Source organism: Azospirillum sp. CT11-132, from assembly GCF_047302835.1.
Lineage (GTDB): Bacteria > Pseudomonadota > Alphaproteobacteria > Azospirillales > Azospirillaceae > Azospirillum.
The window spans coordinates 285,155-298,632 of record NZ_JBGLZA010000009.1; the positions used below are offsets into that span (position 1 = coordinate 285,155).

A 13,478-nucleotide genomic window follows, 5' to 3' on the forward strand; every position below is an offset into this window, starting at 1 on the left:
CGAAGGGCTGACCTCAAGCCTTCGGACGCAGGTCCTGCACGCGCTTGGCCTTGCCGATGGACCGGGCGATGCCGCCGGGTTCGACGGCCTCGACGCGGGTGCTGATGCCGATCAGCGACTTGATCGAGTGCTGCAGGTGCTTGGCGTGGCCATCCCATTCCGACGGGTGGATGTCCTCGTGCATCTCCACCCGGACGGCGAGATTGTCCATGTGGCCGTCGCGGCTGACCACCAGTTCATAGTGCGGGGCGAGCGCCGGGATCTTGCAGATCAGCTCCTCGACCTGGGTCGGGAAGACGTTCACGCCGCGGATGATGAGCATGTCGTCGGAGCGGCCGGTGATCTTGTCCATCCGCCGCATGCCGCGCGCCGTCGGCGGCAGCAGCCGGGTCAGGTCGCGGGTGCGGTAGCGGATGACCGGCATGCCCTGCTTGGTCAGGGTGGTGAAGACCAGCTCGCCGTAGGAGCCGTCGGGCAGCACCTCGCCGCTGTCGGGGTCGATGATCTCGGGATAGAAATGGTCCTCCCAGATCACCGGGCCGTCCTTGGTCTCGACGCATTCCGACGCCACGCCCGGACCCATCACCTCCGACAGGCCGTAGATGTCGACGGCGTGGATGTTGAAGGTGCGCTCGATCTCCTCGCGCAGCGCGCCGGTCCAGGGCTCGGCGCCGAAGATGCCGACGCGCAGGCTGGTGCTGCGCGGGTCGATGCCCTGGCGGCGCATCTCGTCGGCGATGTTCAGCATGTAGGACGGCGTGACCATGATGATGGTCGGCTTGAAATCCTGGATCAGCTGGACCTGCTTCTCGGTCTGGCCGCCCGACATCGGGATGACGGTGCAGCCCAGCCGCTCCGCCCCGTAATGGGCGCCGAGGCCGCCGGTGAACAGGCCATAGCCGTAGGCGATGTGCACCCGGTCGCCGCGCGTGCCGCCGGCGGCACGGATGGAGCGGGCGACGACCTCCGCCCATACGTCGATGTCGCCCTTGGTGTAGCCGACCACCGTCGGCCGCCCGGTGGTGCCGCTGGAGGCATGGACGCGCACGATGTCCTCCATCGGCACGGCGAACATGCCGAAGGGGTAGGCCTGGCGCAGGTCGTCCTTCACGGTGAAGGGGAACAGCGCCAGATCCTTCAGTTCCTTGAAATCGTCGGGATGGACGCCCTTCGTCTCGCACTTGGCGCGGAAGGGGGCCACGTTGGCGTAGGAATGGCGGAGCGACCATGCCAGCCGCTCCGTCTGCATCGCCACGATCTCGTCACGGCTGGCGAACTCGTAGCGGTCCATGCCGGCTTTCGCGCCCTGGTTAACGCCGGTATCGGTCATGATGGACATGGTGCGCTTCTCCCCTTCGTACTGATGCCCGGCGCTTGGCGGCCGGTGATGCCGATTTTTGTTCAGACCCGCTCCACCATCATGGCGATGCCCTGGCCGACGCCGATGCACATGGTGCAGAGCGCGCGGGTCGCCTTGCGGTCTTCCAATTCCATCACCGCGCTGGCGACCAGACGGGTGCCGCTGGCGCCCAGCGGGTGGCCGAGAGCGATGGCGCCGCCGTTGGGGTTCACATGCTCGGCGTCGTCGGGCAGGCCCAGCATGCGCAGCACGGCGAGGCCTTGCGCTGCGAAAGCCTCGTTCAGCTCGATCACGTCGACGTCGCCGATGGAGAGGCCGAGGCGGGCCAGCAGCTTCTGCGTCGCCGGGGCCGGGCCTATGCCCATGACGCGCGGCGCCACGCCGGCCACCGCGGTGCCGACGACGCGGGCGCGCGGGGTCAGGCCGTAGCGCTTCACCGCGTCGGCCGAGGCGACGATCACCGCGGCGGCCCCGTCATTCACGCCCGACGCGTTGCCGGCGGTGACGCTGCCGCCTTCCTTGCGGAAGGGGGTGGAGAGCTTGGCCAGCGCCTCCAGCGTGGTGTCGGGGCGCAGATGCTCGTCGGCGGCGACGATGATCGGCTCGCCCTTGCGGCGGGGGATGCTGACCGGGACGATCTCACGGGCGAGGCGGCCCGATTCCTGGGCGCGGCCGGCGCGCTGCTGGCTGCGGACGGCGAAGGCGTCCTGGTCGGCGCGGGAAATGTTGTGGTCGGCGGCGACGTTCTCCGCCGTCTCCGGCATGCTGTCGATGCCGAACTTCGCCTTCATCAGCGGATTGACGAAGCGCCAGCCGATGGTGGTGTCGAAGATCTCGGCCTGCCGGGAAAAGGCGCTGTCGGACTTGCCCATGACGAAGGGGGCGCGGGTCATGCTCTCCACGCCGCCGGCGACGATCAGTTCGGCCTCGCCCGCCTTGATGGCGCGGGCGGCCATGCCGATCGAGTCCATGCCGGAGCCGCAGAGGCGGTTGACCGTGGTGCCGGGCACCGCCTCGGGCAGACTGGCCAGCAGCGCCGCCATGCGGGCGACGTTGCGGTTGTCCTCACCGGCCTGATTGGCGCAGCCGAGGATCACGTCGTCGACGGCAGACCATTCTACGCCGGGATTGCGCTCCATCAGGGCCTTCAGCGGCACCGCGGCGAGGTCGTCCGGGCGCACCGGAGCCAACCCGCCGCCGTAACGGCCGAAGGGGGTGCGGACGGCATCGCAGATGTAGGCTTCACGCATGGTTCGCTCCAGAAACTATCAGATGGGGATCGTGACCGTGGCCGCTAGGGGCAGCTATTCGACCGGGATCACGGTCCCCGCGATGCGCGCCGACTGGCCGCGGAACAGGCCGACCACCGTGCCGTCCTGGTTGGTGACGGTGACGTCATAGACGCCGGAGCGGCCGCGCTTGTGCACTTCGCGGCATTCGGCGGTCAGCACGTCGCCCAGCTTGGCCGGAGCCGGGAAGGTGATGGAGCAGCCCGCCGCCACCGTCACCTCGTTCGCCGCGTTGCAGGCATAGGCGAAGGCGGTGTCGGCCAGCGTGAAGGTCATGCCGCCATGGCCGATGTCGTGGCCGTTCACCATGTCCTTGCGCACGGTCATCGCCATGCGGGCATAGCCGGGGGCGATCTCCAGCAGCTCGATACCGTGGGCCTGGGCGCAATGGTCGCGCTCGTACATGCCGCGGCCGACCGCTTCGGCGAGGGATTGGGGATTGTGGGGAGCGGTGGTCATGCGGAAAGCTCCTTGCTTCTTGAATCCCTCTCCCGTCCCGGGAGAGGGGGGCGCCGCAGGCGCCGGGTGAGGGGTGATCCAAGGATCAGGTGCGTCCGTCTTGGATCACCCCTCACCCTTCCCAAGCTCCGCTTGGGCCCCTTCCCTCTCCCGGGGCGGGAGAGGGTATGAGGCTTGCGGAGATCTTTCGGCGCAGCAGGGCCGACGCCCGGTAGCGGTCCTCGCCATAGGTGCGGGCCAGTGCGTCGAGCACGGCCAGCACATGGGGCAGGCCGATGCGGTCGGCCCAGGCCAGCGGACCCAGCGGGTAGTTCACGCCCTTGGTCATCGCGATGTCGATGTCGGCGGCGCTGGCGACGCCCTGCATCGCCGCGTCCGCCGCCTCGTTGGCGAGCATGGCGACGGTGCGCATCACCACCAGACCGGGGGCGTCGTCGATCACCGACACCGCCTTGCCCAGCGCCTGGAACAGCCCGACGGCGACGGTGACCGCTTCGGACGGCGTCCCGTCGGCGGGGGCCAGCGCGACGCGGGTCGCCTTGGCGTAGTCCAGCGCGAGATCGAACAGCACCAAGGGAGCGATGCCGTCCTCGGCAGCGCGGGCGGTGGCGGTGCGGCCGTCGGTCAGGGCGAGCGTGACGCCATCGGCGACGAGCACGCCGGGGCCGGCGGTCTCCTCGACGGCGACGCCGGCCTCGCGTAGCAGCCCGGCCAGGGACGCGGCGGGGCTGAGGTCGCCCTGCACGGTGACACGCTGCGGCTTGGCGGCGGGTTCGGCGCTGCGCGGCACCGGCTTGGCGGCGCCGGGGCTGTGGTCGTAGAAGCCGCGGCCGGTCTTGCGGCCGAGGCGCCCGGCCTCGACCAGCTCCTGCTGGATCAGTGAGGGCTGGAAGCGCGGGTCGCCGAAATAGGCGGCGTGGACCGAGCGGGTGACGGCGAAGTTCACGTCATGGCCGATCAGGTCCATCAGCTCGAACGGCCCCATGCGGAAGCCGCCGGCCTCGCGGGCGACGGCGTCGATGGTGGCGGGATCGGCCGCCTGCTCCTGCACCAGCCGCAGCCCTTCGGCGTAGAAGGGGCGGGCGACCCGGTTGACGATGAAGCCGGGGGTGGAGCGGCAACGCACCGGGCTCTTGCCCCAAGCCTTCGCCGTGTCGAACAGCGTATCGAGCACCGCGGCGTCGGTGGCGAGCCCGCTGACGATCTCCACCAGCGCCATCAGCGGCGCCGGATTGAAGAAATGCAGGCCGGCCAGCCGTTCCGGCCGCTGCACCCCGGCGCCGATGGCGGTGACCGACAGCGACGAGGTGTTGGTGGCGAGGATGGCGCCCACGCCGACGATGCCTTCAAGCTCGGCGAACAGGCGGCGCTTGACGTCGAGGTCTTCGACGATGGCCTCCACCACCAGACCGGCGGGGGCGAGATCGGACAGGCCGTTCACCGCGCGCAGGCGGTCGACGGTGGCGTCACGCTCCGCCGCCGTGCGCTTGCCCTTCTCGACCAGGGCGGTTAGCGCCTTGGCGATGGACTCGACGGCGGCCTGCGCGGCGCCGGGGCGGGTGTCGACCAGCAGGACCGGGTGGCCGGCCTGCGCCGCGACCTGGGCGATGCCCTGGCCCATGGCGCCGGCCCCGACCACCGCGACGGTGACGGAAGGATCGAGCGCCGCCATCACCGCCCCTCGAACTTCGGCGCGCGCTTTTCGACGAAGGCGGCGACGCCCTCGCGGTAGTCGTGCGTGCGGCCGGCCTCGCGCTGGAGATCGCGTTCCAGGTCCAGCTGGGTGTCGAGGTCGTTGGCGGAGGAGGCGTTGAGCGCCTGCTTGATGAGGGCGAGGCCGCGCGTCGGCTGGGTGGCGAGCTGGCGGGCGAGCGCGCCCGCCTCTGCCATCAGCCTGTCGTCGTCCACCGCCTTCCAGATCATGCCCCAGGCTTCCGCCTGCTCAGCTGACACCTTGTCGCCCAGCATGGCGAGGCCCATGGCGCGGGCATGGCCGACCAGACGCGGCAGGGTCCAGGTGCCGCCGCTGTCGGGGATCAGCCCGATCTTGCAGAAGGCCTGAATGAAGCTGGCCGACCGCGCCGCCAGCACGATGTCGCAGGCAAGCGCGATGTTGGCGCCCGCCCCGGCGGCGACTCCGTTGACGGCGCAGATGACCGGCATCGGCAGGGCGCGCAAGGACCGGACCAGCGGGTTGTAGTTGGTCTCGATCGACACGCCGAGGTCCGGACCCTGGGCGCCCGGCGCGACGGCGCGGTCGGACAGATCCTGCCCGGCGCAGAAGCCGCGCCCGGCGCCGGTCAGCAGCAGGCAGCGCACGGCCTTGTCGTCGCGCACCTCGCCGACGGCCTCGCGCAGCTCCTCATGCATCGCCGCGGTGAAGCTGTTCAGCCGGTCGGGCCGGTTCAGCGTGATGGTGGCGACGCCGTCGGCGATGTCGAGAAGGATGGTCTTGTCGGTGGTCTGCCGGTCGCTCATTGGGCGGCCTCCAGAACCGGAACGCGGCTCTGCACCACGCGGAAGCGGTTGGCGACGAAAGCGAGGTCGCACAGCGCCGCATTGGCCGCCGGGTTGGCGCCGGTGCCGTGGAAGTCGCTGAAGGCCGCCGACTGGTTGACGAAGACGCCGCCGGTCAGGTTGACCGACAGGGCGACGCCGGCCTCGACGAACAGGTCGGTCGCCTGCTCGATCAGCTGCGGATCGGTGCTGTAGAGGCCGGTGGTCAGGGCGCCCTTGGTGCGGGTCAGGCGGGCGGCGCGCTCCAGGCTGTCGGCGGTGCTGTCGGTCTTCACGATGATGGAGATCGGGCCGAACAGCTCATGGCCGTACTTGTCCTCGTCGGCCGCATCCATGGTCAGGATCAGCGGGGTGCGGATGCGGGCGTCCGGGAATTTCGGATGGGTGATGGCGCGCGACGGCAGCACGACGGTGCCGAGCTTGGCGGCTTCGTCGATGCGGGCCAGCGTGGCGTCGGACTGGATGGCGCCCAGAACCTCCACCGCGCGTTCCGGGTCGGACAGGAACTTGTCGACGCCGCCGGCCAGTGCTGAGACGACCTGATCGAAGCTCATCCGCTCCGGCCCGGCCTGGATGCCGTCCTTGGGCACGAAGATGACCTGGGTCGTCGTGCACATCTGGCCGGAATAGAGGCTGAGCGTGAAGGCGAGGTTGCGCACCATGCCCTTGGGGTCGTCGGTGCCGTCGATCACCACCGTGTTGACGCCGGCCTTCTCGGTGTAGACCTGGGCCTGACGGGCGTTCTGCTCCAGCCAGTCGCCGAAGCCGGTGGAGCCGGTGTAGTCGATCACCGCCACCTCGGGCCGCAGCGCCAGATCCTTGGCGACGGTGTCGCCGATGGCGAGCGTGACGATGTTGGGGTCGAGCCCGCATTCCGCCAGAACCTCGCGCGCGATCTTTACGGTGATGGCGAGCGGCAGGATGGCGGTCGGGCCGGGCTTCACGATCACCGCATTGCCGGTGACGAGGCTGGCGAACAGGCCGGGATAGCCGTTCCAGGTCGGGAAGGTGGCGCAGCCGATGACCAGCCCGACGCCGCGGCCGACCACCTCGAAACGCTTGTCCATCACCAGCGGCGGGTTCTTGCCCTGCGGCTTCTCCCAACGCGCCGTCGGGGTCTGGTCGGTCATCGCCTTCCAGCCATAGGCCACCGCCTCAAGCCCGCGGTCCTGGGCATGCGGCGCGCCGGCCTGGAAGGCCATCATGAAGGCCTGCCCGGTGGTGTGCATCACCGCGTTGGCGATCTCAAAGCTGCGGGCGTTCAACCGCTTCAGGATTTCCAGGCAGACGCCGGCGCGGCCGTTCGGCCCGGCCTTGCGCCAGCCCGGCATTGCCGCCTTGGCCGCCTTGACCAGCGCATCGACGTCCGACACCGGATAGGTGATGCCGAGGTCGAAGCCGAAGGGCGAGCGCTCACCACCCGCCGTGCCGGTGACGCCCGGCTGGTCCAGCTCGAAGGGCTTGTCGCGGTAGGCCGCGAAGGCCGCCTCGCCATCGGCCGCCGCCGTCTCGCCATAGGCGCGCGGGCTCGGCATTTCGGGGAAGGCCGACCAGTAGGCGCGGCTGCGGCAGGCCTCGACGGCCTTCTGCAGTGTCGCCTCGTGCGTCTCGAACAGCGCTTGCGGGGTGGTGGTCATGGCGGGGCGTTTCCTTTTTCTCGTTGATTAGGCGGCGTCGAAGTCGATGACGACCCGTTCGGTCAGCGGGCGCGACTGGCAGGTCAGGACATAGCCGGCCTCGACCTCCCAAGGCTCCAGCGAGTAGTTCTCGGCCATCTCCACCTTGCCTTCGCGCACCTTGGCGCGGCAGGTGCAGCAGACGCCGGACTTGCAGGAATAGGGCAGGTCGGCGCCATGCCGGTGGGCGGCGTCGAGGATGCTCTCGCCGTCATAGGGCAGCGTGAATTCCTTGCGCTTGCCGTCCTGCAGGATGGCGATGGTCGCGGCATCGGTGGGGGTGTCGGTCGCCACCTTCCTGACCGTGGGCCGCGCGGCGGTCGTGGTGCCGAACAGCTCGACATGGATGTTGGCGGGCGGCGTGCCGCAGGCGGCCAGCGCGTCGCGCACCTCCTCCACCATCGGCTGGGGGCCGCAGAGGAAGGCGGCGTCGATATCCTCGGCCTTGAGCGGGCCGGCGCAGAGTTCGCGCACCAGACCGGCGCCGATGCGGCCGCCCAGCAGCCCGGCCTCTTCCGGTTCGCGGCTCAGCACATGGTGGATGACCAGCCGGCCGATATAGCGGTTCTTCAGATCCTCCAGCTCTTCGCGGAAGATGATGGAGGAGACGGTGCGGTTGCCGTAGACCAGCACGAAGCGGCTCTTCGGCTCCTGCGCCAGCACGGTCTTCAGGATCGACATCACCGGAGTGATGCCGCTGCCGGCGGCAAAGGCGACATAGGTGCGCGCCGCATCGGGGTCGATGGGGGTGTGGAAGCGCCCCATCGGCGTCATCACTTCCAGCACCGCGCCCGGCGCCAGCGACTGGTTGGCGTGGGTGGAGAACAGGCCGCCATCGACCTTCTTCACCGCCACGCGCAGTTCGCCCTCGCCCACGCCGGAGCAGATGGAGTAGGAACGCCGCACCTCCTCGTTCCCGATGTGGGTCTTGAGGGTCAGGTACTGGCCCTGGACGAAGCGGAAGCGGTCGGCGAGATCGGCCGGCACGTCGAAGGCGATCGACACGGTGTCCGCGGTCTCCCGGCGGCACTCGCGGATGGTCAGCGGGTGGAAGCTGGGGCTGGTCATGGGGTGGTCCTCGGTCGGGCCGGTTGAGTGGTCGCGGCACTTGCCCCCACCCCGACCCTCCCCCGCTGGGCGGGGGAGGGAGCAAGTGCTTGTTGGGAAAGGTAGCGGCAGTCCCTCCCCCGCCCAGCGGGGGAGGTTAGGTGGGGGCAAGCGCAGCGACCACTCATCAATGGCATTTGAACACGTCGAACGGTTCGAGGCAGGCGTTGCAGGCGTGCAGCGCCTTGCAGGCGGTGGAGCCGAAGCGGCTGATCTGGCGGGTGTCCTGCGAGCCGCAGCGCGGGCAGGCGATCACCTCGTCCGGCGCGGTCAGCGACCGCTTGCCGGAGGACGGCGGCGGGACGATGCCGACCTCGGCCAGCTTTTCGCGGCCGGTGTCGCTGATCCAGTCGGTCGTCCAGGGCGGGGCGATCACCACCGAGACGCGGGCGTCGAGCTTGGCGCGGGCCAGCGCGGTTTCCGCCTCCAGCACGATCACGTCGGTGGCCGGACAGCCGGAGTAGGTCGGCGTCAGGGCCACCGACAGCCGGCCGTCCGCGTCGGCCGACACCGCGCGGACGATGCCGAGATCGACGATGCTCAGCACCGGGATCTCCGGATCCATCACCCCGGCCAGCGCGTCCCAGGCGGCCTTCACGACCGCATCGGCGTCCGGTTCCGGTCCCCAGCAGCCCGCTGCATCCGGCATCTCGCCCTCACCAATTCGCGTCGGGATAGGCGCGCGGCAGGAACTGCATCTCGGCCAGCAGATAGCCGAGATGTTCGCTGTGCTCGCCACGGCGGCCACCCTTCTGCATCCAGCCATCGGCCGGGCGGTCGAGCGTCGCCTCCTCCAGAATGGTTTCGACGCGGGCGGCCCAAGCGGCCTTCAGCCCGGCCGGGTCGGGGACGATGCCGGCGGCGACCAGCGCCTGTTCGGCCTCGTCACGCTCGAACATCTCGCCGGTGTAGGGCCAGAGGCGGCCGAGCGCGTCGGCGACCTTGGCATGGCTGACGTCGGTGCCGTCGCCCAGCCGCACCAGCCAGTCGCCGCTGTGGCGGACATGGTAGCGCACTTCCTTCACCGCCTTGGCGGCGATGCCGGCCAGCGTCTCGTCCTTCGAGGCGCAGAGCCGCTCATACAGCTCCACCGACCAAGCATCGTGCAGGAACTGGCGGACGATGGTGTGGCCGAAGTCGCGGTTGGGCTGCTCGACCAGCAGGTGGTTGCGGTAGTCGAAGACGTCGCGCCGGTAGGCGAGGCGATCCTCGTCGCGGCCCTTGCCCTCCAGTTCGCTGGCATAGGTCAGCAGCATGCGGGCATGGCCGACGAGGTCGAGCGCGACGTTGGTCAGCGCGATGTCCTCTTCCAGCTCCGGCGCATGGCCGCACCATTCCGACAGCCGGTGCCCCAGCACCAGCGAGGTGTCGCCCAGCCGCAGCGTGTATGCGAACAGGGCCTCTTTGAGATCCGCGCTCATCAGATATTCTTCACGTCTGCGGGGATGTCGTAGAAGGTCGGGTGGCGATAGACCTTGTCGTCGGCCGGATCGAACAGGCTGGCCTTCTCCGACGGGTCGGAGGCGGCGATGCTGGATGCTGGGACCGCCCAGATGCTGACGCCCTCGCCGCGGCGGGTGTAGACGTCGCGGGCGTTGTCCAGCGCCATGCGGGCGTCGGCGGCGTGCAGGCTGCCGACATGCTTGTGCGACAACCCGTTCTTCGGCCGGATGAAGATCTCGAACAGCGGCCAGTCTTTACGGTCCATGGTCTCGTTCCCTCGGATTTCTTGGCTCAGCCGGCCTTCTTCAGGGCGCGCTGCTTGCGTTTGGCGGCATGGGCGACGGCGGCCTCGCGCACCCAGGCGCCGTCGTCCCACGCCTTGCGGCGGGCCTCGATGCGCTCGCGGTTGCAGGGGCCGTTGCCCTTCAGGATCTCGTTGAACTCGGTCCAATCGATGGCACCGAAGTCGTAATGGCCGGTCTCGGCGTTGAAGCGCAGCTCCGGATCGGGGATGGTCAGGCCGAGGAACTCCGCCTGCGGCACCGTGGCGTCGACGAAGCGCTGGCGCAGCTCGTCGTTGGAGAAGCGCTTGATCTTCCAGGCCATGTTCTGGGCGGAGTGGGCGGACTGGTCGTCCGACGGGCCGAACATCATCAGCGACGGCCACCACCAGCGGTTCAGCGCGTCCTGCGCCATCCGCTTCTGCTCCGGCGTGCCCTGGGCCAGCGCCAGCATCAGTTCGTAACCCTGGCGCTGGTGGAAGCTCTCCTCCCGGCAGATGCGGACCATGGCGCGGGCATAGGGCCCGTAGGAGCAGCGGCAGAGCGGCACCTGATTCATGATCGCCGCACCGTCGACCAGCCAGCCGATGGCGCCGATGTCGGCCCAGGTCGGGGTCGGGTAGTTGAAGATGCTGGAATATTTGGCCTTGCCCGACAGCAGCTGGCCGACCAGCTCGTCGCGCGACACGCCCAGCGTCTCGGCGGCGCTGTAGAGGTAGAGGCCGTGCCCGCCCTCGTCCTGCACCTTGGCCAGCAGGGCCACCTTGCGGCGCAGAGTCGGCGCGCGGGTGACCCAGTTGCCTTCCGGCAGCATGCCGACGATTTCCGAATGGGCGTGCTGGGAAATCTGGCGGACCAGCGTGCGGCGATAGCCCTCCGGCATCCAGTCGCGCGGTTCGATCTTCTCTTCGGCGTCGACGCGCTCCTGGAAGCGGCCCTGGAGAGCGGCTTCCTGTTCCGTCACCAAACGGGGAGACGGTTGAGCGCCCTGCTCGGTCTTGGCATCCAAACCCTGCGTGTACATCGGCATCCCCGAGATGGATCGCGTGTCCAGCGAACATTTTCTGAAAGCAAAATATGATACAGATCAAAGACTGTAAAGCGGATTTGTGTGTCGCTTTCGGGGTGGAGTGGTGGGCTTAGAAAATAACGTTTTATTTCAATGACTTGTGTCGAGGTGCGCAGGCATGCTTTGGGCCGTGCTCCGCCTGATGCGGGCACGATTGCGCCTCCACCGATACACGGGTGGCGCAGTTTTTCAAATTTTGTGCGATGCGGAAGAGGCAAGGCGAAGGGGGAGGGGCGCTGCCGGGTTTATAACCGACAACGGCGCTCTGGTTTGGGCGGCGGAGTGGCAGGAGTCCGCCACGTCCGCATGCGCCCTCTGCCGGCCCCCCATCTGTCCGACGGGTGTCCGGCTTGCTTTATGTGGTATTTGCGACGGCCCTCGGGCTCGCCGTAGGCAGGGGAGGATCGATGGGGGGCTTACGACGCCCGCAGCGCCCCCAGGAACCCGTCCACCTCCTGCCGCATCCGACCGGCATCGCCGGTGACGGTGTCGACCGACCGCACCATGACGCTGCTCGCCTGTTCGGCGGACGCGGCGGCGGCGGTGACGGCGGCGATGTTGTCGGAAACCGTGCGGGTGCCGTCGGCGGCGTCCTGGATGTTGGCCGCGATCTCGCCCACCGCGGCGCTCTGCTGTTCGACCGCGGCGGCGACCTCGCCCGCGATCTCGTTCAGGCGGGCGATGGTGCGGGTGACGGCGCTGATGGTGTCGACCGCGGTGCCCGACGCGCTCTGGATTTCGGCGATGCGCGCCTGGATCTCGGCGGTCGCCTTGGCGGTCTGGCCGGCGAGCTGCTTGACCTCGCTCGCCACGACGGCGAAGCCCTTGCCGGCTTCTCCGGCGCGGGCCGCCTCGATGGTGGCGTTCAGCGCCAGCAGATTGGTCTGGCCGGCGATGCCGGAAATCATGTCCACCACCTTGCCGATCTCTTCCGCGGCTTCGGCGAGGCTGCCCATCACGGCGGTGCTGCGTTCGGCATCGCGGGTGGCGTCGGCGGCGATGCCGGCGGAATCGGCGACCAGTTGCGAGATGCCGGCGAAGCTGGCCGACAGTTCGGCGGTGGCGGCGGCGACGCTGTCGACATTGGCCGAGGCGCGGCCGGCCGCCGACGACACCGCGTCGGAATGGCGCGCCGTCTCGGCTGCGCCCTCCGCCATCGCGGTGGAGGCGGCGGCCATTTCGGCGGTGGAGGCGGACAGCGCCTCGACAAGGCGCTTCACCGTCGCCTCGAAGCCGTCGGCGAGCGTACGCAGCTCGCGGCGGCGTTCCTCGGCGGCGGCGGTCTTCAGCCGCTCCTGCTCCTGCTGCAGGCGTTCGGTGTCGAGCATGGTGTCGCGGAAGACACGGGCGGCGGTGGCCATGCGGCCGATTTCGTCGCGGCGGCCCTCTTCGAAACTGGCGGTGAAATCGCGGGCGGCCAGCCGCTCCAGCGAACTGGCGACATCGAGGATCGGGCGGGAGATGCCGCGCACCAGAACGGCGCCGAAGCCGAGCGCCAGCAGCGTGCAGAGCGTCACCCCGCCCAGCACCATGCCGTGGGCACTGCTGTAGACCGCTGCGCCCTGGTCGGCCACCGCGCCGGCATCGACCATCGTGCCTTCGACCAGAGCGTCAAGAGCTTCCTGCACGCGGGCGAAGGCGACGGCACTGGGGCGCTTGAAGACGCTGACGGCGGACTGGGCATTGCCGTCGCGGGCCTGACTGCGCACCCGTTCGGCGGCCGATGCGTAGGCGGTCCAGGCCTCGTCGAACGCCGCCAGCCGCGCCGCACCCTCGCCGCCGGTGAAGCGGGATCCTGCGGCCTGACGGCGCGCCGTCACTTCGGCCACCGCGTCGGTCCAGCCCTTCTCGGCCTGGTTCACCTGCATCTCGTTGGTGGCGAGCGCATAGGCGGCCTCGGCGATGCGATGGCCTTGCGCAGCGGAGGTCAGTTGACCGGCCAGCTGGGTCGCCGGCAGCGATCGGCTGCGCATCGTCTCGGCGGCATTGTTTAGGATTTCCAGCCGGCTGAGCGTGAACAGTCCGAAGGCGGCGGCCATCACCACGGTGCCGAGCACGGCGACGATGATCTTGGCGCGGATGGTGAGACGTCCAAATGCACGAATTTTAGCCAATTTGTCCGCACCTCCGCCAAGCTTCCGGCAAGACATCATCCTGCCCGAAGGAATTATTCGACCCTCAATCTTACTAATCCGAACGTTTAAAATTATCAACGCGGAAGGTGAGTGAAATGGTCGGAGATCGCGGAGAACCGGGCAATTGTCACGGCCCGGGTGG

Annotated in this window: 12 protein-coding genes; all 12 read right to left on the bottom strand. The window is 69.1% G+C overall.

All coding sequences use genetic code 11. The features are described from left to right. Nucleotides 1–13: 13 nt before the first annotated feature. The 12 genes from paaK to ACCD06_RS32960 all read right to left on the bottom strand — a co-directional run bounded on the left by paaK (nucleotide 14) and on the right by ACCD06_RS32960 (nucleotide 13,315). Complete coding sequence (gene paaK, locus ACCD06_RS32905) at nucleotides 14–1,339, bottom strand: phenylacetate--CoA ligase PaaK (RefSeq protein WP_413346561.1); 1,326 nt, start codon at nucleotides 1,337–1,339, stop codon at nucleotides 14–16. Between the two features lie 62 nt (nucleotides 1,340–1,401). Then, nucleotides 1,402–2,610 (bottom strand): 3-oxoadipyl-CoA thiolase, encoded by a 1,209-nt coding sequence (gene pcaF / locus ACCD06_RS32910; protein ID WP_413346563.1) that lies wholly within the window; start codon nucleotides 2,608–2,610, stop codon nucleotides 1,402–1,404. 54 nt (nucleotides 2,611–2,664) lie between these two features. Further along, nucleotides 2,665–3,108, bottom strand: coding sequence for a hydroxyphenylacetyl-CoA thioesterase PaaI (gene paaI / locus ACCD06_RS32915; RefSeq protein WP_413346565.1), 444 nt, complete (start codon nucleotides 3,106–3,108; stop codon nucleotides 2,665–2,667). A gap of 112 nt (nucleotides 3,109–3,220) precedes the next feature. Beyond that, nucleotides 3,221–4,780, bottom strand: a complete 1,560-nt coding sequence (gene paaH, locus ACCD06_RS32920; protein WP_413346567.1) for a 3-hydroxyacyl-CoA dehydrogenase PaaH — start codon at nucleotides 4,778–4,780, stop codon at nucleotides 3,221–3,223. After that, nucleotides 4,780–5,586, bottom strand: coding sequence for a 2-(1,2-epoxy-1,2-dihydrophenyl)acetyl-CoA isomerase PaaG (gene paaG / locus ACCD06_RS32925; RefSeq protein ID WP_109073381.1), 807 nt, complete (start codon nucleotides 5,584–5,586; stop codon nucleotides 4,780–4,782). Before paaG ends, paaH begins: the two co-directional genes overlap by 1 nt. After that, a complete protein-coding gene (gene paaN / locus ACCD06_RS32930; protein WP_109073380.1) occupies nucleotides 5,583–7,262 on the bottom strand; it encodes a phenylacetic acid degradation protein PaaN in 1,680 nt (559 codons plus the stop codon). Before paaN ends, paaG begins: the two co-directional genes overlap by 4 nt. A gap of 27 nt (nucleotides 7,263–7,289) precedes the next feature. Further along, nucleotides 7,290–8,369, bottom strand: a complete 1,080-nt coding sequence (paaE, locus tag ACCD06_RS32935; RefSeq protein ID WP_413346570.1) for a 1,2-phenylacetyl-CoA epoxidase subunit PaaE — start codon at nucleotides 8,367–8,369, stop codon at nucleotides 7,290–7,292. Nucleotides 8,370–8,535: 166 nt separating this feature from the next. After that, on the bottom strand, nucleotides 8,536–9,057 hold the full coding sequence (gene paaD / locus ACCD06_RS32940; protein ID WP_413346572.1) for a 1,2-phenylacetyl-CoA epoxidase subunit PaaD: 522 nt from the start codon (nucleotides 9,055–9,057) through the stop codon (nucleotides 8,536–8,538). Between the two features lie 7 nt (nucleotides 9,058–9,064). After that, the gene (gene paaC, locus ACCD06_RS32945; protein WP_413346574.1) at nucleotides 9,065–9,829 is read right to left on the bottom strand and encodes a 1,2-phenylacetyl-CoA epoxidase subunit PaaC; all 765 of its coding nucleotides are present in this window, start codon (nucleotides 9,827–9,829) and stop codon (nucleotides 9,065–9,067) included. After that, the gene (gene paaB / locus ACCD06_RS32950; RefSeq protein ID WP_085092120.1) at nucleotides 9,829–10,116 is read right to left on the bottom strand and encodes a 1,2-phenylacetyl-CoA epoxidase subunit PaaB; all 288 of its coding nucleotides are present in this window, start codon (nucleotides 10,114–10,116) and stop codon (nucleotides 9,829–9,831) included. Before paaB ends, paaC begins: the two co-directional genes overlap by 1 nt. Before the next feature lie 26 nt (nucleotides 10,117–10,142). Further along, on the bottom strand, nucleotides 10,143–11,156 hold the full coding sequence (gene paaA, locus ACCD06_RS32955) for a 1,2-phenylacetyl-CoA epoxidase subunit PaaA (protein ID WP_413346577.1): 1,014 nt from the start codon (nucleotides 11,154–11,156) through the stop codon (nucleotides 10,143–10,145). 461 nt (nucleotides 11,157–11,617) lie between these two features. After that, a complete protein-coding gene (locus tag ACCD06_RS32960) occupies nucleotides 11,618–13,315 on the bottom strand; it encodes a methyl-accepting chemotaxis protein (protein WP_413346579.1) in 1,698 nt (565 codons plus the stop codon). Between the last annotated feature and the right edge of the window lie 163 nt (nucleotides 13,316–13,478).